Source organism: Scytonema hankhaensis NUACC26 (genome assembly GCF_045865695.1).
GTDB lineage: Bacteria > Cyanobacteriota > Cyanobacteriia > Cyanobacteriales > Nostocaceae > Scytonema.
Window position 1 is genome coordinate 69,089 of the sequence record NZ_BAACAP010000218.1, and the last position, 20,070, is coordinate 89,158.

20 protein-coding genes and 1 pseudogene are annotated in these 20,070 nt (G+C 40.5%); 12 read left to right on the top strand and 9 right to left on the bottom strand.

What is annotated here, in order from left to right; all coding sequences use genetic code 11:
- Positions 1–195: 195 nt before the first annotated feature.
- Positions 196–519 (bottom strand): LLM class flavin-dependent oxidoreductase, encoded by a 324-nt coding sequence (locus ACKTT2_RS29705; RefSeq protein ID WP_407893447.1) that lies wholly within the window; start codon positions 517–519, stop codon positions 196–198.
- Positions 500–697, bottom strand: a complete 198-nt coding sequence (locus tag ACKTT2_RS29710; protein ID WP_407893449.1) for an LLM class oxidoreductase — start codon at positions 695–697, stop codon at positions 500–502. Before ACKTT2_RS29710 ends, ACKTT2_RS29705 begins: the two co-directional genes overlap by 20 nt.
- Before the next feature lie 345 nt (positions 698–1,042).
- On the opposite strand from ACKTT2_RS29710, the gene ACKTT2_RS29715 reads away from it, so the two are divergent.
- The 5 genes from ACKTT2_RS29715 to ACKTT2_RS29735 all read left to right on the top strand — a co-directional run bounded on the left by ACKTT2_RS29715 (position 1,043) and on the right by ACKTT2_RS29735 (position 5,624).
- A complete protein-coding gene (locus ACKTT2_RS29715; RefSeq protein ID WP_407893451.1) occupies positions 1,043–1,672 on the top strand; it encodes a flavin reductase family protein in 630 nt (209 codons plus the stop codon).
- A 59-nt stretch (positions 1,673–1,731) separates the two neighbouring features.
- A complete protein-coding gene (locus ACKTT2_RS29720; protein WP_407893453.1) occupies positions 1,732–2,763 on the top strand; it encodes an amino acid ABC transporter substrate-binding protein in 1,032 nt (343 codons plus the stop codon).
- A gap of 112 nt (positions 2,764–2,875) precedes the next feature.
- A complete protein-coding gene (locus ACKTT2_RS29725) occupies positions 2,876–3,793 on the top strand; it encodes an amino acid ABC transporter permease (protein ID WP_407893455.1) in 918 nt (305 codons plus the stop codon).
- Positions 3,790–4,806: an amino acid ABC transporter permease gene (locus ACKTT2_RS29730; protein ID WP_407893457.1), complete on the top strand. Its 1,017-nt coding sequence runs from the start codon at positions 3,790–3,792 to the stop codon at positions 4,804–4,806. The genes ACKTT2_RS29725 and ACKTT2_RS29730 overlap by 4 nt, the downstream gene beginning before the upstream one ends.
- A gap of 80 nt (positions 4,807–4,886) precedes the next feature.
- Positions 4,887–5,624 carry an amino acid ABC transporter ATP-binding protein gene (locus tag ACKTT2_RS29735; RefSeq protein ID WP_407893459.1) on the top strand — a complete coding sequence of 246 codons (738 nt, stop codon included), beginning with the start codon at positions 4,887–4,889 and terminating at the stop codon, positions 5,622–5,624.
- Between the two features lie 439 nt (positions 5,625–6,063).
- On the opposite strand, the gene ACKTT2_RS29740 is transcribed toward ACKTT2_RS29735, so the two are convergent.
- From ACKTT2_RS29740 to ACKTT2_RS29750, 3 genes are all read right to left on the bottom strand, one after another.
- Positions 6,064–6,576, bottom strand: a complete 513-nt coding sequence (locus tag ACKTT2_RS29740; protein WP_407893462.1) for an SH3 domain-containing protein — start codon at positions 6,574–6,576, stop codon at positions 6,064–6,066.
- An 891-nt stretch (positions 6,577–7,467) separates the two neighbouring features.
- On the bottom strand, positions 7,468–9,762 hold the full coding sequence (gene glgB, locus ACKTT2_RS29745; protein ID WP_407893483.1) for a 1,4-alpha-glucan branching enzyme: 2,295 nt from the start codon (positions 9,760–9,762) through the stop codon (positions 7,468–7,470).
- Between the two features lie 244 nt (positions 9,763–10,006).
- On the bottom strand, positions 10,007–10,318 hold the full coding sequence (locus tag ACKTT2_RS29750) for a glutathione S-transferase (RefSeq protein ID WP_407893464.1): 312 nt from the start codon (positions 10,316–10,318) through the stop codon (positions 10,007–10,009).
- 51 nt (positions 10,319–10,369) lie between these two features.
- Between ACKTT2_RS29750 and ACKTT2_RS29755 the strand changes: the two genes are divergently transcribed.
- The gene (locus ACKTT2_RS29755; RefSeq protein ID WP_407893466.1) at positions 10,370–10,516 is read left to right on the top strand and encodes a hypothetical protein; all 147 of its coding nucleotides are present in this window, start codon (positions 10,370–10,372) and stop codon (positions 10,514–10,516) included.
- Between the two features lie 150 nt (positions 10,517–10,666).
- Here the strand turns inward: ACKTT2_RS29755 and ACKTT2_RS29760 are convergent, their stop codons facing one another.
- On the bottom strand, positions 10,667–10,885 hold the full coding sequence (locus tag ACKTT2_RS29760; RefSeq protein WP_407893468.1) for a hypothetical protein: 219 nt from the start codon (positions 10,883–10,885) through the stop codon (positions 10,667–10,669).
- Positions 10,886–11,083: 198 nt separating this feature from the next.
- On the opposite strand from ACKTT2_RS29760, the gene ACKTT2_RS29765 reads away from it, so the two are divergent.
- The 5 genes from ACKTT2_RS29765 to ACKTT2_RS29785 all read left to right on the top strand — a co-directional run bounded on the left by ACKTT2_RS29765 (position 11,084) and on the right by ACKTT2_RS29785 (position 16,269).
- Complete coding sequence (locus ACKTT2_RS29765) at positions 11,084–11,266, top strand: hypothetical protein (protein ID WP_407893470.1); 183 nt, start codon at positions 11,084–11,086, stop codon at positions 11,264–11,266.
- 85 nt (positions 11,267–11,351) lie between these two features.
- Positions 11,352–12,053: a hypothetical protein gene (locus ACKTT2_RS29770; RefSeq protein ID WP_407893472.1), complete on the top strand. Its 702-nt coding sequence runs from the start codon at positions 11,352–11,354 to the stop codon at positions 12,051–12,053.
- Positions 12,054–12,117: 64 nt separating this feature from the next.
- Positions 12,118–14,037: a peptidoglycan D,D-transpeptidase FtsI family protein gene (locus ACKTT2_RS29775; protein ID WP_407893485.1), complete on the top strand. Its 1,920-nt coding sequence runs from the start codon at positions 12,118–12,120 to the stop codon at positions 14,035–14,037.
- A gap of 317 nt (positions 14,038–14,354) precedes the next feature.
- Positions 14,355–15,443, top strand: coding sequence for an iron-containing redox enzyme family protein (locus tag ACKTT2_RS29780; protein WP_407893474.1), 1,089 nt, complete (start codon positions 14,355–14,357; stop codon positions 15,441–15,443).
- Between the two features lie 130 nt (positions 15,444–15,573).
- Entirely contained in the window at positions 15,574–16,269 is a 696-nt protein-coding gene (locus tag ACKTT2_RS29785) for a class I SAM-dependent methyltransferase (protein ID WP_407893487.1), read from the top strand.
- Between the two features lie 74 nt (positions 16,270–16,343).
- Here the strand turns inward: ACKTT2_RS29785 and ACKTT2_RS29790 are convergent, their stop codons facing one another.
- A complete protein-coding gene (locus ACKTT2_RS29790; RefSeq protein WP_407893476.1) occupies positions 16,344–16,502 on the bottom strand; it encodes a hypothetical protein in 159 nt (52 codons plus the stop codon).
- 193 nt (positions 16,503–16,695) lie between these two features.
- On the opposite strand from ACKTT2_RS29790, the gene ACKTT2_RS29795 reads away from it, so the two are divergent.
- A complete protein-coding gene (locus tag ACKTT2_RS29795; RefSeq protein ID WP_407893478.1) occupies positions 16,696–17,589 on the top strand; it encodes a helix-turn-helix domain-containing protein in 894 nt (297 codons plus the stop codon).
- Positions 17,590–17,795: 206 nt separating this feature from the next.
- Here the strand turns inward: ACKTT2_RS29795 and ACKTT2_RS29800 are convergent.
- Both ACKTT2_RS29800 and ACKTT2_RS29805 read right to left on the bottom strand, forming a co-directional pair.
- Positions 17,796–18,302, bottom strand: a pseudogene (locus tag ACKTT2_RS29800) (LysR family substrate-binding domain-containing protein); the annotation flags it as partial.
- A gap of 89 nt (positions 18,303–18,391) precedes the next feature.
- A partial coding sequence (locus ACKTT2_RS29805; protein ID WP_407893481.1) for an ATP-binding protein occupies positions 18,392–20,070 on the bottom strand: 1,679 nt, incomplete at its 5' end.

Below are 20,070 nucleotides of genomic sequence, written 5' to 3' on the forward strand. Positions count from 1 at the left end.
TTTGTAAATTTTACCCCCAATGAAGATCGATTTTGCTCGATCTAATGAATTATTTTTGTTAATAGTTATTATTTCAGGAGCCGATCTCGTGTCTCATATCATCTGAGCTTAAAATACTTAACAATTTGAGTTACCTATGTTATGCTACGAGCTGCAAACGTTTGACTCGCGGCATAATTTCCTCTGCAAACCGATTCATCTCCCTTGAGAAAGGATGAAATTGCAGCATGAAAGTCTCAATAGCAACTTGACCACTCGAAGCCACTCAGTCGAATAACGATAGCGTTCATCATGGGGTGGGAAAGGAATATTTGTGCGTTCCATTTCTGGACGATACCAAGCACTCACTAAGTTTATGGCAAAACGTCCGTGACTAATAGCGTCTATACCTAATGCCATTTTTGCTAAGACAGCAGGATGAAAAAGTAAAGGCTTGATTGCTGCAATAATTTCTATTTTGTCAGTTGCGTCAGCTAATGCTGCGGCGGCTGTCCAAGTTTCATGTCGATCTAAATCCAAGCTCCCTTGGATTGGCAATATGCTGAGCTACCAAGGTTGTGGTAAATCCGAGACGTTCCGCTTCAAGGACAAGGGAACGAGTGCGATCGTAACTTGCGTCTATTGGTTCATCAGGACTATTAAGCGGTCCAAAGTTACCACCCACAGGTGCCCAAATACCATAACGAGGTTCTGACATTTCAGAGTTGTACCTGTATGCCTTGTTTTACTACTTTATGTTATACGATCTTTTGATAAATTAACCGTATTATAAATTTGGATGCCACTATCCATGTTAGTGAAATAATCAAAAGCAGTTTTTGTGAATGACCCTTATACAGGATTAATACATTGATTCAGCAGTACTTAAAATCGCTATATATAGCAAGCCTAAATCATTTGCAAACACTCAGATACCCGACTTCTTTGAGAAGTTGGGTATCTGGGCAACTGAATGTTCGCAGATCGCATAGGATTGCTATATTAACTTCAGATTATTACTTCTTATTTTGACCTGTAATAGTTTTTTCAAGGAAAAGTGCTAATGATTATCGATCCTTATCAAATCGACCCAAGAACAGCTTATCAATTACTCATTGGCTCAGTTGTTCCTCGACCAATTGCGTGGGTTTCCACTGTTGCAACAGATGGTACGTATAACCTTGCGCCTTTCAGTTTCTTTATGGGGGTGACAGCCAATCCACCGACTCTAGCTATTTCATGTGGTTGGCGACGCGGTGCAGGAAAAAAGGATACCTTAGTCAATGCAGAGTCATCCGGGGAATTAGTAGTCAACGTAGTTGTTGAAGAAATAGAGCAACAAATGAATATTTCCAGTGCAGAATTTCCACCGGAGGTAGATGAGTTTAAAGAGGCGGGACTCACGCCGATTCCCTCGGTTAAGGTACGTGCGCCAAGAGTTGCTGAGTCACCCATTAATATAGAGTGTCAAGTCAAGCAGGTCGTATACGTAGGAAATGAAGGCAGCCAATCTGGTTTAATTATTGCTGAAGCGCTCCTGTGGCATGTACGTGACGATCTACTGACTCCACAAAATACAATAGATGTGTCTAAACTACACGCAATTGGGCGTTTGTCAGGAAACTGGTATACTCACACTCACGATTTATATGAAATTACTCGCCCAACTAATATTAAATCGGGTAGCAGTTGAAAGATTACAAAAACTGTAGATTTTAAAGACCTGCATTTGTATAGACAAGGAAAAATATAATGCGTAAATGGTGGTTATTACTGTTAGTACCTCTCGTCCTATCACTCAATGCCTGTGCTGGAGGAGCGGGAGGAAATAGTACAAGTCGTTTGGATACAATTAAAAATCGTGGCAAGTTGATATGTGGTGTTAGTGGAGGATTACCAGGTTTTAGTTATGTCAAACGTGATGGCGAATATGCAGGAATTGATGTAGATGTTTGCCGTGCGATCGCATCCGCACTTTTTGACGATCCCAAAAAAGTAGAGTTCCGCAACTTAAACACCAAAGAACGTTTTACAGCTTTACAAACTGGTGAAGTAGACATCCTTAGCCGCAATACAACATGGACAATTAGCCGAGATACTTCTGTTGGACTGGAATTTGCCCCCGTTGTGTTTTACGACGGTCAAGGAATAATGGTGAAAAAAAGTAGCAACATTAAAAAGTTAGAAGAACTCAAAGGGAAATCTATCTGTACTCAAACAGGAACCACCAACGAACAGAACCTATCGGATCGAATGCGTGAAATAGGTGTTAATTACAAGCCTTTGGTTTTTGAAGATGTTAACACAGCTTTTGCTACTTACGAACAAGGTCGTTGCGAAGCTGTGAGTGCAGATCGTTCTGGGTTGGTTTCTCGCCGCGCTATTATGAAGAACCCAAATGACCATATTGTTTTAGATACCGTTTTGTCTAAAGAACCCTTAGCGCCAGCTGTTGTTAATGGAGATTCTAAATGGTTTGATGTTGTGAAATGGACTATATTCGCTTTGATTAATGCTGAAGAGTTGGGAGTTAATTCTCAAAATGTCAGTCAACTGTCTACTAGTACCAATCCAGAAGTCAAGCGCTTGCTGGGTACAGAAGGCGATCTTGGAAAAGGTATTGGTTTAACAAATGATTTTGTTATCCGTATTATTAAGCACGTAGGTAACTATGGAGAAGTTTACGAACGCAATTTAGGTAAGAACTCTGAATTGAAATTGGATAGAGATTTAAATAAACTGTGGAATAAAGGCGGTATTCTTTATGCACCACCATTTCGTTAATTTTGTCATTTATCATTTGTCATTCGTCATTCGTCATTTGTAAATATTTAATCCTCAGTCCCTAGTCCCCAATCCCCAGTCCCTAATCCCCAACCCCCAGTCCCCAGTCCTTATGACCCCCTTTTGGCGCGATAAACGATTTTGGCCGATTGTCGGTCAGTTAATAGCTGTAGTTGCATTTGTTATTATAGTTGCGATACTTTGGCACAATGTGACGTACAATTTACAAAGGCTAGGTATTCAACTAGGGTTTGATTTCTTACAGTCCCAAGCATCTTTTGATATTGGCGAAACTCCCATTGCTTACCAGCCTTCCGATCCCTATAGCCGTGCTTTACTGGTTGGGCTGCTGAATTCTTTACGAGTTATCATCGTTTGTATTATTGCAGCAACAATTGTAGGTATAACTGTAGGCATAGCACGGCTATCAGATAATTGGTTGGTACGAAAGCTAGCTCTAGTTTATGTAGAAATTTTACGCAACACTCCTGTACTTCTACAGTTGTTCTTCTGGTACTTTGCTGTTTTTCTTAGTTTGCCAAAAACGGAAACTCAAATTTCCTTTTTTGGTTTAATAAACATTAGTAATCAAGGAGTTACACTGCCTTTCGGGATATACTTTTCTCCAGAATTATCTGCATTGGTTTTAGGATTAACACTTTACTCTGCTGCTTTTATAGCAGAAATTGTTAGAGCCGGAATTCTTTCAGTACCAAAGGGACAATGGGAAGCAGCAAGATCGTTAGGTTTAAAATCGAGTCTAGTTATGCGGTTGGTGATTTTTCCTCAAGCTTTGCGACTGATTATACCACCGCTAACAAGTCAATACTTAAATATAGCTAAAAATTCTAGTTTAGCGATCGCAATAGGCTACGCTGATATTTACTTTGTTGCTTCTACAACTTTTAACCAAACGGGTAGAGCGGTAGAAGTTATGCTTTTGATCGTGGCGACTTATCTTACAATGAGCCTCATTATTTCCCTAGCAATGAATTTCTTTAACCATAAGGTGCAATTGAAGGAGCGATGAGCCTTTTAAAAAACAAAAATCTAACAATCTGGCAATGGCTGAGAAAAAATTTGTTTAATAACTGGTACAACAGTATCCTAACTGTTGTTTGCCTGTTGTTTCTTGTTTGGGCAATCAAGAGCATCTTAACATGGGTATTTACTCAAGCAAAATGGGCAGTTATACAAGCTAATTTCTCTCTATTTTTTGTTGGTCGTTTTCCTCAAGAACTCTATTGGCGGCTTTGGCTGGCTTTGGTCATTATTCTAGGACTAACTGGTTTATCATGGGGGGCGATCGCGAAACGGTTTCCTAGTAGGTTTAACACCTGGTTACCCCTTGGGTGGGCGCTGTCTTTTCCAATTATTCTATGGTTAATTGGGGGAGGTTTGGGACTACAACCTGTAGAAAGTAGTTTGTGGAACGGTTTGCTGCTGACTTTAATGACAGCAGCCGTTAGCATAGTTATATCTTTTCCCTTGGGTATATTATTAGCGTTAGGGCGTCAAAGTCCTTTATTTTTTGTACGTTGGTTTAGTATTCTATACATCGAACTTATCCGAGGAATGCCACTGATTGGAATTTTGTTCCTAGCACAAGTGATGATACCCTTATTTTTACCTCCAGAAATTCGTTTAGATAGAGTATTGCGAGGAATGGCTGGCTTAACCTTGTTTAGTGCTGCTTATTTAGCAGAAAATGTACGTGGTGGGCTTCAATCAATTCCACGCGGACAAACTGAAGCAGCGCGATCGTTAGGATTGAACACCCCATTAACTATGCTACTTATAGTTCTACCTCAAGCACTACGTGCTGTTATTCCAGCCCTTGTTGGGCAATTTATTGGTTTATTTAAAGATACTTCCTTGTTAGCAATTGTTGGATTATTAGAATTAACAGGAATTGCTCGTTCCATTCTCGCTCAACCCCAGTTCCTCGATCGCTACGCTGAAGTCTATTTATTTATTGGAGTCATCTACTGGATTTTTTGTTACTCCATGTCCCTAGCTTCTCGACGCCTAGAAAATCAGTGACCAGTGACCAGTGACCAGTAATCAGTGACCAGTAATCAGTGACCAGTGACCAGTGACCAGTGACCAGTGACCAATAACAAATGACAAACCAACAAATTATTATTGCCCAAGATGTTCAAAAGTGGTATGGAAAATTTCACGTTTTACGAGGTGTAAGCCTAACAGTAAATCGGGGAGAAGTTGTTGTACTTATGGGACCTTCGGGTTCGGGTAAGTCAACTTTTATTCGTACTTTTAATGCTTTAGAAGAATACCAACAGGGACGGATTGAAATTGATGGTATTGCTCTGACAAATGATTTGCGAAATATTGAAGCAATTCGTCAAGAAGTGGGAATGGTGTTTCAACAATTTAATTTGTTTCCTCACTTAACAGTTTTGCAAAATATTACTTTAGCACCAATCTGGGTTCGGAAACACTCAAAGGTTAAAGCCGAAGAAGTGGCAATGCAGTTATTGGAACGAGTGGGTATTTTGGAACAAGCACAAAAATATCCAGGACAATTATCAGGAGGACAGCAACAAAGAGTTGCAATTGCTAGATCTTTAGCTATGCAACCCAAAATAATGCTTTTTGATGAGCCGACTTCAGCTTTAGATCCAGAGATGGTACGAGAAGTTTTGGATGTTATTAAAACTCTTGCTGCTGATGGTATGACTATGGTTGTTGTTACTCATGAAGTAGGTTTTGCACGTGAAGTTGCTGACCGAGTGGTTTTAATGGATGGTGGTTTAGTTATTGAGGAAGCAACCCCGGATGAATTCTTTCAAAATCCACAGCGCGATCGCACTCGTAAGTTTTTATCCCAAATTCTTTAGCGGTGGGTGCGATGGTAGAACAAGCGAATGCTGAACAAGCAAAGGTAAATACTCTCTTCCAAACTAGGCGCAGAAAAAAAGAACTCACTTAGATTGAAAGAGCGCATTTCCTTGGCTTTAGACATGATTCCTGTATTATCATTAACGAGCAATGTAGATTATCATTACGCAAAGATTCGTACTTATGCGCGAAAGTCAAGGAAAGCCCATAAGTGGTAATGATTTATTAATTGCTGCTCATGCACTCAATCTAAATCTAACCTTAGTTACAAACAATGTTCGTGAATTTTCCCGTGTACCCAAATTTAAAAGTAGAAAACTGGCTGAACCCAAATTAAAATACCACTATCACATATACACAGTTGTACCTCTTTACGTGCCCACACTTGTACACTCTATACGCCGGACTCACATACAAACATCCTCTAAGGAAAGTTACTTAGTTTTTAAAATACATTAATAAGAATGTACCTGAAATTCCAATTAAAATTCCTATGCAACCACTGCCTACAACTATTAAGTAAAACTTCCATTCTTCATCTTGTTTTTGTTGTTTGAATACTTCTAGTTGACTATTTAATACTTCTATTTCAATTTTCAATTGTTCGTTTTCTCTAACCACTTCACTTGCTTTTAAAGAATCTACTTGTCGAAGCAATTCTTTATTTCTTTGACTTTCTTGTACAAACATTGTTCCAAAGAAAACAGCTAAGCTTACCATACTTGCTGCTATGACAATACTGTAATCCTTAATTGTCCTTGACTTTAGCTTCTTTTCTTTTTCTTCTAGCTTCTGTTTCGTTGTTTCTAATTGTTGATTTAATTCTTCATAAGCTTTAGATACAAGTAAATTGTCTTCCGAAAGACGCTCATATAACTCGATCTCTCTTGGAAGCAACTCGGCTGGGGTCGTAATGCCTTTGGAATCATAATATGACTTTAAATTGCTCACTGTTGTTATCTCCTCAGTCAACTTAATTTTATAAAAAACAATTTTTTAGTAACTTTATAATATTTTCAGTACTCTTGTACCATTTCCAACTTAGAAATATGAAGATACTGTTAAGTATATTTACTTATCTATCTAAAGAAAGAAGTGAAGAAGTCTTGCAGTCTGTAAAACTCAGTAATGAAAAGTTAAACATTGTCAATACTGTTCGGGAATGTTGCCTGTTACTTTCTTAACTTGACATCTATCTGCTCCTATTCAAAGTGTACATAACAACAAAACGATTTGTTATCTGCTCTTTAAATAGCAATTGGATTTATTTATAGCTATGGGTTTGGAAGAAACAAGCATTTCCTAACAAAGAAATACTGGAAGCAAAAAGATTAAGTTTTTTTTGCTTCCAGTATTTTGCTTGTGACTGGGGTAGGCATTGCCCAACAAAGCGCGAATGGTGGGCTACGTATTTAGGTAATTGAATGACACCGAAGGAATTAATTATCTTGTGGGATGGGCGTCCTCGCCCGTCCTTGACTCATGGCGGGCAAGATGCCCGCACCACAACTTCCAAATTCATGGCGGGCCAGATGTCGGCACTACAAGATAAAATTTTGGGGCATTTTTTGATTTAGAAGACCCTAAGAGGATGTCTAAAAAGTTTTTAGTGATGTATCAAAGTTTCCTAGATCCCCCCTAGCCCCCCTTAAAAAGGGGGGAAAATCTTTAAAGTTCCCCTTTTTAAGGGAGATTTAGGGGGATCTCTAAAGATGTGTGTACACCGCAGCCTTAACAAGGGGGCAGAAGAAATGCTCTCAAAGTCCCCCTTTTTAAGGGGGATTTAGGGGGATCGTGCAGAAAATTTAATACTTCTTTGAGGCATCCTCTAAAACTTACAAATTATGAATTAGCCAGTGCTTCTGCTGTCTTTTCCTTATCTAACTTCAGAACCAGTACTCCTAGAGGTGGCAAACACAAATCTAGTGAGTACGGGCGGCTGTGGAATGACCAATTATCCGTCCACTTACCACCTAAATTACCCATATTGCTACCACCGTATTGACGGGCATCGCTGTTGAATAACTCGGTGTAGAACCCTTGTTCTGGAACGCCAATACGGTAATGGGAGTGGGGTTGGGGTGTAAAGTTACAAACTATGACAACGAAATCATCGGAGTCTTTGTCTTTACGGATAAAGGAAACTACGCTGTGGCGATTGTCGCTACAGTCAATCCATTCAAATCCTTCTCTTGCAAAATCTTGGGTGTATAAAGCTGGTTCAGAACGGTAGAGATGGTTGAGTTCCTTAAAAAATTCCTTGAGCTGTTGGTGCGGTTCGTGTTGGAATAAGTGCCATTCCAAATCACTCCAAACATTCCACTCATTCCACTGTCCAAATTCCATGCTCATAAACATGGTTTTCTTACCAGGGTGAGTAAACATATACGCAAACAAACAACGCACATTGGCAAACTTTTGCCATCTATCCCCAGGCATTTTAGCAATGATATTGCTCTTACCATGTACCACCTCATCGTGAGACAGTGCCAACATATAGTTTTCACTGTGGTGATACCACATACTAAAGGTGATGTTGTTTTGATGGAACTGCCGGAACCATGGGTCCATGCTGAAGTAGTCCAGCATATCGTGCATCCAACCCATGTTCCACTTTAAGTTAAAGCCTAATCCTCCAGTGTATGTAGGCCAAGATACCATTGGCCATGCAGTAGATTCTTCGGCAATTGAGACAACTCCTGGAAAATAGCTAAATACGATGTGATTGGCTTGACGCAAGAAATCAGCTGCTTCTAGGTTTTCTCTACCACCGTATTGGTTGGTGACCCATTCTCCATCTTTACGGCAGTAATCAAGATAGAGCATGGAGGCAACAGCATCAACGCGGATGCCATCAATGTGGTACTTGTCAAACCAAAACAGGGCATTTGCAACTAGGAAATTTCGGACTTCGTTGCGTGAGTAGTTGAACACCAAAGTTCCCCATTCTTTGTGTTCGCCTTTACGGGGATCGGCGTGTTCGTAAAGGTGAGTCCCATCAAAAAATGCTAAGCCATGACCGTCTTTAGGAAAATGACCGGGAACCCAATCGACGATTACCCCAATACCGTTTTTGTGGCATTGGTCAACAAAATACATAAAGTCTTCTGGTTTACCGTAACGGGAGGTGGGAGCGTAATATCCGGTAACTTGATAGCCCCAAGAACCATCGAAGGGGTGTTCGGCAACAGGTAGTATTTCAATGTGGGTGTATCCCAAATCTTTTACGTAGGGAATGAGCCGATCTGCCAGTTCTCGATACGTTAAAAAGCGTGCGCCCGGATTGAGTCCTGATATGGCGACAATGGATTCGGTTTCACCGTTTGGTAGTTTAGGTGGTTCTGCACTTGAGGCGTGTAACCAAGACCCTAAATGCATTTCGTAGACAGAAACTGGTTGTGTTAGGGGATCGCTATGACGGCGGTTTTCTAGCCAGTCTTCATCGCTCCAAGTGTAAGCATTTAAATCTGAGACAATGGATGCGGTTTTGGGGCGCGGTTCTTGTTGAAAACCATAGGGGTCTGATTTTTCGTAAATGTGACCTTCTATGTTTTTAATTTCATATTTGTAATGTTCTCCTACCCCTAATCCAGGAACAAATAGTTCCCAAATACCGGTAGACCCTTTACGCATTTGGTGTTTGCGCCCATCCCAACTATTAAAATCTCCGATGACTGAGACGTTTCGAGCATTGGGAGCCCAAACAGCAAAGTAAACACCCGTGACACCATTGATTTCTGTGAAGTGTGCTCCTAGTTTTTCATAAATTCGGTGATGGTTGCCTTCTGCAAATAGGTGCAAATCAAACTCTGTTAACTTGGGAGAATGGAAAGCATAAGGGTCATAAATGACTCGCTCGTGTTCCCCTTCTTTAACGCGAAGCTGGTAGTTAATGAGTTCTTGTGTTTCTATGGTGCATTCAAAGAAGTGAGCATCGTGAATGGTTTCCATCGGGTACTCCTTCCGTTCTTCTGGAAGGATGACTGTCACTGCACTAGCATTTGGTAGGTAAGCTCGCACAGCCCAACGATTGCTTTTGCCATTTTCTTCAACAAGATGAGCACCTAATACTTCAAAGGGATCGTGATGCTGATTCCAAACTATACGGTTAACTTGTTCTGGGGCTATAGTGGTCATAGACATGGAGCTACCTACGTTTAGTAACTTGGCTAAGTAAACTAACTTTTTAAAACTTCTATTACTATTCTTTACATTTATTTGCAAATTTTGTCGCTGTAATCATCGTACCTGGGTTAGAAAATTGGGGATTGGGGGCTGGGGATCGGGGACTGGGAATAGGGGACTAGAACAAGGGGAACAAAGGAGACTTTATTGCCTATGTTCTATGTCCAATCCCCAGTCCCTAGTCCCTAGTCCCCATTCATATGTCTAAAAAAGGGAAAATCTGAAGTAAAAATTTACGTACCCGTAATAAAAAAACTTGTTCTCTGATCTTAATATCAAGCTTTGGAGGAGGATTGACTGAAATTCGTGCTTGTAATTTTGCATACTCGGCAGCACTGACAAGACGACCATCAATAGGCGATCGCGCGGCTGTAATAATTTCCATCCGCAAAATTTCCTCCGGTATGTCTTGTTCAAGTGGTAATGCCATAACTACCCCCCAATGGTTATTTATACTTACTATTATGGTCGTGCTAACGCTTAAAACGGTAAATGTAATTCGCTTCACAATCAAAAACTATTTGGGAGATGGGCGAACTTTTAGACAATCTTAGGATATATGTATTTTGCCCAAGACTTACAGTACCGAAACTATGAAGAAACCCGGCTTCAGTTAGAAACCGGGTTTCCTCGTAAACCTGGTAAGGTTAAAAAATACTACCAGATCGATGAATCTGGTACGACATGCACGATCGCGGGATCGTGAAAATTTAGCCAACAATGAGAGCGAATGTCTCATGCCTACTCAAAACACAGCCATCCACCTAGTTGTTCTTTAAAAATGTTGACTGACTTAATTTTCGTGAGAAGCGCTGCAACAATCTCAGTGTGTGAGTTTGGTTTTTGAGATAATGACTTAGGGGCTGGGGCTTGCAGTTGGGCTATCCGTGGTAGTAGCAGTAGGTGCAGGGGATGCTGCGCCAGTGTCAGTGGGTTCGGGAGCCGATGTAGACGTAGCTGCTGGGGAAGAAGTATCGCCACCAGTGGTGCCACCACCACCGCCACCACCTTCACAAGCTCCGAGAACTGCGGCGAGACTCAACATCAAGGTAAGACTAAGGATTTTTACTTTCATAACTCCTCTTTCACCAATTGCGGCAAGAACGAATTTAGCCTGTTGAATAAGATACCCTATTTGTTGATTTTTTTTAAGTGACTTTGGAATACTCATTGAAAGAAAAGGGTTCAATTCTTCCTATGGATATAGGCAGAAGGTTAGGAAACATGGTGAATAGACTTCCTAATCGAATCATGTTACCAAAAAATCTATTTTTTGCACACTCTTGTTTATGAAGTTTGGGATTGTCATACTAAGGCAATGCGATCCCTCAGCGATCGCAGGAGCGAATTTTCAGTAAAAATTGCCAACCAATCTCATTTCCCTGAAAACCGTGCCTTTAGGGAGAATGCGAAGATTAGTGCAGCTACCTATCAGAATTGTGTTGATTCAGTGTAGGGTGTTACTTGATTCATTGACAGTTACCAGTTAACAGTCAGCAGTCAACCGCATAACGTTACAGTATTTTTTATCCAAATCAATTATGTCTATTGCTCGAAAATCAGGTGTTTCTGCAACAGACAGCGTATCTCAATCTGCTGTTAAAAGTGCTAGAAAGCGCCAAAATAGGAACCAAACAAAACTTGCCACGCATCAAGAAGTTGCCCGCGCAACACAGTTTAGACCCAACTCAACTCCAGGGTCTACCTTTTCTCCACTAACTGCTTCCAAACAAAGAAGATACCCCTCACAAAATCCTCAGCCTCCATTACAGCGAACCACAATTAACCCGTTCAGTCCCCAAAAAACTTCCTTTCTTAGGGCTGAGGTCAACAAACCAAAGCTGAGAAATCTTCCTGTTATGCCTTCCGCTCAAGCTGTTCCTTTTTGGTTGGATCGCCTGTACGCAATACATTGTCATTCATCCATAGCAGCGTTTTTGTTAGTTATTGTCACGCTTGTAGTCTATGGATTGACAGTTTATTCTCAGGAACTTTGGAGTCAATCATATCGCAAACTGCAAAACCTAAATCGCCAAGAACGACAATTGATGACAACTAACGAAGTGCTAAAAAGCAATATGGCAAAACAAGCACAGAAACAACCAGAAAAACTACTATCACCCACTCCCGATCGCATGATTTTTGTAACTCCCGCACCCGTGACTTCAACCTCTCCGTCTCCCGACTCTCAAACCCCAACTTCTGAAATCCAACAGGAAACCTTGAATCCAACAGGATATTAAACAGTGACCAGTGACCAGTGACCAGTGACCAGTGACCAGTAACCAGTGACCAGTGACCAATTTTATGCAAAAATCACCACCAAGTAGAACAAGATTTAAAAATTTTCCGAAACCTGAGTTTATCAAACGACGACAAAGAGTCTCAAAAAAAGTTGGACAAAACCAACACATTGAACAAACCTACAACCAAGTTCCTCTGGTTCGTCCAACAGAACGTTTGGAACTTCGCTATTCGGATGGAGTTAGTCACACGAAAACCCGACTATTGATAGTTTGGGGTCTGCTTATTGCTTTTGGGCTTGGGCTAGGTTTTAACTTGTATCAACTACAAATCGTGCGCGGTACAAAGTTAACAGAAAAAGCCCGAAGTCAACAGATGGTGAATTTACGACCTTTTATGCCTCGCCGTCCTGTTGTAGATCGTAACAGAGATTTGTTGGCAATCGATCGCCCTGTTTATACTTTGTACGCCCATCCCAAGCTGTTTTTAAAATCTAATCATGAGATGGCAGTACAGCTTGCGTCTATATTGGCTCGAGATGCTACTGAGTTAGAAAAAAAGTTTGATAATAAAAAAACTGGTATTACATTAGCTGTTGCATTACCGGAAGAAGTTGCAGACCGCCTAAATGCCCTTCACCTAAATGGGCTTGAGTTAATTCAAAAATATTCTCGATTCTATCCACAGCAAGATTTAGTTTCAGAAGTAGTAGGATATGTTAACCTTGACCGTCGAGGTCAAGCAGGTGTGGAATATAGTCAAGAAAAATTGCTAGAGCGTTCCGTTCAAACTATGCGTCTCAGTCGAGCCGGGAACGGAGCAATTATGCCTGATTATGCTCCTGAAGGCTTTCTGAATTTTGATGACCTGCGATTGCAATTAACTCTTGACAACCGCTTGCAAAGAGTGGCTCGTTATGCACTTAAAGAGCAGATCAAAAAATATAAGGCAAAACGGGGAGCCGTTATTGTTATGGATGCTTGGGATGGCTCTTTACTTGCTCTAGTGAACCATCCCACTTATGATTCAAATGAATATTCCAAAGCAGATATTTCACTGTTTAAAAACTGGACGGTAGCTGACCTTTACGAACCAGGTTCAACTTTTAAACCGTTAAATATAGCCATTGCCTTAGAAGAAGGAATTATCAAACCTGAAGACACATTTAACGATAACGGGTCAATTCAGGTTAGCGATCGCATAATTAGAAATGCAGAAAATAAACGTTTTGGGCGGATGAACATAGCTCAAGTTCTGCAAAATTCTAGTAACATAGCTATGGTGCAAATTATTCAAAAGTTGCGACCATCAACTTATTATGGTTGGTTGGAACGTTTGGGCTTAGGACAAAGTGTAGATACAGATTTGCCTTTTGCAGTCAACAGCCAATTAAAAAGTCAAGAACAATTTCTTGCTACACCAGTTGAACCCGCAACAACTTCCTTTGGTCAAGGCTTTTCATTAACACCATTACAACTAGTACAAATGCATGGAGCTTTAGCCAATGGTGGTAAATTAGTCTCGCCTCACGTAGTGAAAGCTCTTGTCGATAGCAATGGACTTGTTCATTACTCACCCATACAACCAGCAACTCGCCAAATTTTCTCCTATGCGACTACCCGCAAAGTTGTAGAAATGATGGAAACTGTAGTTGATGATGGAACGGGAAAAGCATCTCAAATTCCAGGATACCGTATTGCTGGTAAAACAGGTACAGCGCAAAAAGCTAGTGCTGCAGGTGGGTACATCATCGGGGCTAAAATCACCAGCTTTGTAGGTATTATGCCAGTAGAAGCTCCCCGTTATGTGGTGTTGGCGTTGGTAGATGAGCCAAAAGGACAGCACGCTTTTGGTAGTACTGTTGCTGCACCAATTGTCAAGACAGTGATGGAAGCCCTAATTACCACAGAACAACTTCCGCCTAGTAGGCTGGTACCAAGTCAACTTATGAATCCAACTCCAACTCCAAGTAGTACGCCATAGGGGATTGGGGATTGGCGATTGGTGATTGGGGATTAGTCATCACCTCTGCTCCCCATCTCCCCAGTCCCCAGTCCCCAGTCCCCAGTCCCTATGTATCTGTAGGATGAATCAAGGGTGGAAAGCTTAATTTTTCTTTATCACTTGCGAGAGATGTAGTACAGGTTACTAAATAGGAATTATATAAGTATCTAGCGCTGAACTCGAACAGTAATTTAGATAGGTTTTACCCATTTAATTTACTAAGGGCAAGTATTGAAAATGCTTGCTCTATATGAGGTTGCGTTTTTTTCTTTTTACTTCTCATTTTTGACTTGCCTATGTCCCCTATCGCAAACGCTGAAAGAAAAAATACGCAGATAGAGGAAACAATAAATACAAATTATGACCGTGCCGAGCGGCAATTTGTAGAGCTGCTTGCGACAGAGGATTTAGATAAAAAACTCGAAGCCAAGCCAGAACTCAAGCGTGAGTTTGAAAGTACCCTCTCTGTGGCAATTCGTGCTGCTTACCAAAATGGTGCAGGTGATGACGCTGCCCATCTTTTTCTTCAGCGAGTCCTTTACCGTATTAATCGTCTGAACTTGTTTTGGTACGATGACTTGCGACATTACGTCAATGAGCGCTCCTTCTATTTATATAAAATACGCGATCGCATAGAAACAGCTTGGCAAGAGTGGGAACTCTCGCAGCTTGATGTAAAAGCATTACAACAATTGGATGTCAAGAGTGCTCAGCAAGCGCTAATTGAGCGTTGTGCATATGACTTAGATCCTGAATTGTCGGAAGGAAGCCTCTACATACGCAATTCTATGAGTGAGGCTGGCTATTGTCACTTACTTGCTATTGGTTCATTTGACGGTTTAGTGGAAGGTAGTCGTCTTTCCCGAATCCTTGGCGGTGCTGCTAATGAAGTGCAATGTACTCTAATACGGGTATTGCTAGAAGAATACGGCAATGGACGTTTTCCTCGCAAGCACTCTACTTTCTTTGCACAAATGTTAAATGAGTTTGGGATGAACGTCGAACCAGAAGGATATTTCGATTTAGTTCCTTGGGAAGTCCTTGCCAACGACAATAATAATTTTTTACTGACCGAGTGCAAACGTTATTTCCTTCGATATAACGGTGGTCTAACTTATTTTGAGGTAGCCGGACCTGCTGCTTATAGAAATTATCTTGCAGCAGCACAACGATTGGGGCTTTCAGAAGCAGCAATGGGTTACTGGGAATTACATATTCGGGAGGATGAACGTCACGGACGTTGGATGTTGGATAATGTCGCTTTGCCTCTAGCAGAAATGTATCCCAATGAAGCATGGCAACTCGTACTTGGCTATGACCAAGAAAAGCTTATGGGCGATCGCGCTGCTAATGCTGTTGTGCGATCCATACAGAAAAATAGCTAATTGCTAATGGTTAATTGCTGTTAGCAGTAAGGTGCTTATTTTGTGAGGGTGGGCATTGCCCATCCTTTCGATTCTCGTTCTTAAATCGTTATTCAATTCTTGTTAGAAATTTATGCAAGTTCAAAGTCCAATGAAAGAAGTGTTTTATTGCCCAGAAGAATCTAATTTCTATTCAAATTGTTTAGAAAATCTAGTTCTAAGAAATTGCAGCAAATCAGAATATATTGTGGAATTTGGCTCGGGAGATGGAAGCCCTGTTATTAACTCTCTTTTAAGAAATAGATTTGAGGGTTTAATACAAGGATTTGAATTAAATGCGGCTGCTTGGAAAACTGCAAATTCATACATTGATGAGTATAATTTAAATCAAAAATACATTATTCATAACTCATGTTTGTTCGAGTCTTCTCAACCAGAAGCAGAGTATCTAGTAGCTAATCCCCCATATTTACCAGCACCAGACCAAGATATCTATATGCCTTTATTGTTTGGTGGGATAGATGGTGCGACAGTAACAAATAATCTTTTATCATTAGATTACCAAAATGTGTTGCTGTTAGTGTCTAGTTATTCCAATCCAAAAAGTACTATTAATCACGCAAAAGCTAACGGTTATTCTGTAACCAAGTTTTTTGTTTTGCCTTTAAAATTTGGCTACTATAGCTCCGAATCAAAAGTTAAGAAGCACATTGAAGAATTACGTAAGCACGGAATGGCTTTTTATTCTGGTGATTATTACTATCTAGCCGGAGTTTTATTTCAAAAATTCCCTAATTCAAAAGTCGATCTATCTCAAGAGTTAGATAAGTTGATGACGAGTTTGTAGATATATAGAAGTAGGGTGGGCATTGCCCACCAAAACATTTATGGTTGTGGGCAATGCCCACCCTACTCTAATCACTAACCATCACCGATAATTGCCAAAAAAATATTACGAATAAACAATAAGAAAGCTGAGACTAGCAAGACAATCATTAAGCTAGCGAGAGCGGCAAATGGAGAGACAATAAACAGCAACAAAAAGATAAACATTAAAGAAGTTAACAAGACTCTATTCATATTTTCTAATCCTTAATAAATTTCTATTTTTTATTATTCTTAGCTCTACAGGTTACGTCATCCCTTCTGGTAAGAATTACTGCTCATACCCTTGACATAAGTGTTATCATTAAGTAGTAAAAGCATATCGTGTTGCACTTATTACCTGTAAGTGCGAATTTTGGAATAAAGTTTATACTAAGTGGCAACAACAATGCCTGAAGGTGAAGTATCACAAGCTCGCGATCCAGAAGCAAATTTGATAAAGGGTAAATTTGGAGTTCCAATGCTTTCAAGTGAGAAAGCAGGATGGAACAGCATTCTTGTTGAGTATTGGCAAATGCCAGCTCACGAGCTACCTCCACAACTATTATCTGACTACATAATTAACCTACATTTTAAGCATCCGACAAAAGCAGAAATTATGTGGGATGGGCGTCTTCTGAGCAAAAACTTTACACACGGTGAAATAACTATTCTTCCTCCTGGTATGTCGTGTAAGGGTATCAGTTTGGAGGATAGTGATTTCTTGGTATTGCGCCTTCAACCAACTCTCATTACCCAAGTTGCAGGGGAGTTGGGTTATGCAGATCGCGTTGAAATTACACCTAACTTGGGAGTCATTAGTCCCCAAATTCAGAATATTGGGTTGGCACTTAAGGCAGAATTGGAGGCTGGATGTTTATCTGGGCGTCTTTACGGAGAATCACTGGCAACTGCTCTGGCAAGTCATCTCCTACAGCAACACTCTACTTATAGGCAGAACATTCAATCCTATACTGGAGGTTTACCCAAGTATAAGCTTTGTAAAACGCTTGAGTATATTAACGAAAATTTGGAAAATGAGTTGGTACTGGCAGAACTGGCTAGTGTGGCGGAAATAAGTTCCTATCATTTTGCCCGCTTATTTAAGCAATCCACAGGTTTTACGCCCCATCAATACGTTATTAATTGCAGAATCGAGCGAGCCAAGAAACTACTGACAGAGAAAAAAATGTCAATTGCTGAAATTGGCGATGCTATTGGTTTTCAAAGCCCAAGTCATTTTATTGCTCTCTTTCGCAAGCATACGACGATGACACCAAAAGCGTATCGCGATCGCTCGTAGTTCAAACTTTGTGCAAGCTTATGATATTTTCCGCAAGAATTGAATACCGTACAATTTCTGGCATTGCTAAAGTTATATGTAATAGCAAAGCGCTTATACTACATTCAAAAGTTCTACATATATGCTCAAATACCTACGTACAAGATAGGAGTGCGCCAAAGTATGTAACACGTTTTTTTTCCCTGATTCATGCCAGATAGCTTTTTTTAAAACCCAGGTGTTGAGCCTGGGCTTTTTTGTGTTGGTGCCAAATACGCTCTAACGACTTCTAAAAAACGTTGTACAGTTGGAGAATTATCCTGCTGTCGCCAAATTATGTTAATTCCCACCTCTGGAGTTTGCTCTTGTACAGCTTTATAAACAACTCCGGTTCGTTGTAAATGCCTCATTGATGCAGGTACTATCGCTATTCCCATCTGAGCAGCAACTAAACTGACAATTGTTTGCATCTGAGATGCTTCCTGTGCCGCTTGAGGGCTAAAACCCTCCTGTTGGCAAAAACTAATAATTGCGTCGTAGAGCTTTGAAGCTAGCTTTCGAGGAAATAAAATAAATTGTTCGCTTGAGAGCGATCGCACGGACACCTTTGTCTCATCTGCCAGAATATGTCCTTCTGGTAACGCGACTACTAAAGATTCTTGAAAAATCGTTTCTGTTTTAAAAAGAGTGTCTTCAACTGGAGGACGAAGAAACCCAACATCAATTCTTCCTTCTGCTAACCGAGCAGTATTGTCAAGCCATTAATTCCTCTCACCCTTTCAAGCAGGAGCGAACGTACAGTATAAAGTTTGCCAGAATCCCATTAATTAATTATGTTAAAATTATCAGGAATGGGAAGATAAATCATAAATTCTGTCCCTTTCCCTAAAACCGAATTAACTTCAATTTTCCCCCCATGTATTTCTTCCACAATTTGCTTGGCGATCGCTAGTCCTAATCCTGTGCCTTTCCCCACTCCTTTCGTAGTAAATAAATGGTCAAATATGCATGCTTTGACATCTTCGCTTATTCCTGTACCATTATCAGCAATTGATATTTTTAAGGTATGATTTTCCATGACAGCTTTCACTATAATTTTGTGTGGATTTAGCTTTAAATACTCAAAGCTCCGACCTATACTTGACTCATCTAAAGCATCAATGGCATTAGCTAGAATATTCATAAATACCTGATTGAGTTGTCCAGGGAAACACTCGATTGGCTGTAAATTATCGTACTCAGTTACGACGGTAATTTCTGGACGTTGCTCATTCGCTTTGAGGCGATGTTTGAGAATTAAAATTGTACTGTCAATGCCTTCATTGATGTTAAATAGCACTTTATAATCTCGATCGGACCGGGAGAAAGTTCTTAAGCTAGTGCTGATATTTTTTAATCGCTCAGAAGCTATGACCATTGCGTCGAGCATATTTGGCATATCTTCTAAGCTATAGTCTAAGTCAATTTCTTCAGCATGAGCGAGAATTTCTACTTCCGGATTCGGTAGAGCTTTTTGATATAATTTTAGGTGTTCAGTGATATCAGCCAAGATAGGTTTAGCTTGTTTGAGGCTAGCCGAAATAAAGCCGAGAGGATTGTTCATTTCGTGAGCTACTCCAGCAACTAAGTTACCTAGTGCAGACATTTTTTCCTGTTGTATCATTTGCAGTTGGGTTTGTTGCAGTTTTTGGAGAGCATTTTCCAGTTCTTGAGATTTTTGCTTAATGGCAACTTCAGCAAGTTTGCGCTCGCTAATATCAATTAGAATTCCATCCCATACCATTTCACCATCCTCACCGCGTTCTGGCTGAGAAGCCGCTTTTACCCACTTGATATTTCCATTGGGTGTAACAATGCGCCACTCATGCTGAAATGGGGTGAGATTTTTCGCTGACTCAACAACTGCCCGAAGGGCCTCTGCTCCATCGTCGGGATGTTCAAAATCACGCAGGCTACATTTCCCCGACAAGAAATCTTCTGCTGGGACTTCGTAAAGTCTTTGACACCCAGAACTGACGTAGGGTACTGAAGCTGAACCATCGGCTTTAATTCGGATCTGATAAATCATGCCAGGAACATTATCTGCTAGTTTCTGAAAGCGGGCTTCACTCAGCCGTAATTTTTCTAGAGATTGTTCTAACTGTTGAGCATAAATTTGTGAATCTTGATAAAGACGGGCATTTTCCAGAGAAATGGCCGCTTGGGTACAAAGAAAGTTGAGAATAAGGATGCGCTCGCTTGTAAACACACTACTAGTGGAGCGATTCTTTAAATACAAAATTCCAATTAAGTGTCCTTGATTAAGAATTGGCAAGCACAACAAACTTTTTGGTTGTCGTTGACTTAAATACTCATCAATTACAGGTAAATTGGTTTTGAGTTCGTCAATCATCAAGATTTCTTCGGTGTTTTTGACGTACTGTATCAACTTAATTGGTAAGTTGGGGTTGCCCTCTAAAGGTTCGGCACAAAGTTCTGTGGTTTCGGGTGTAGCAATGGCTC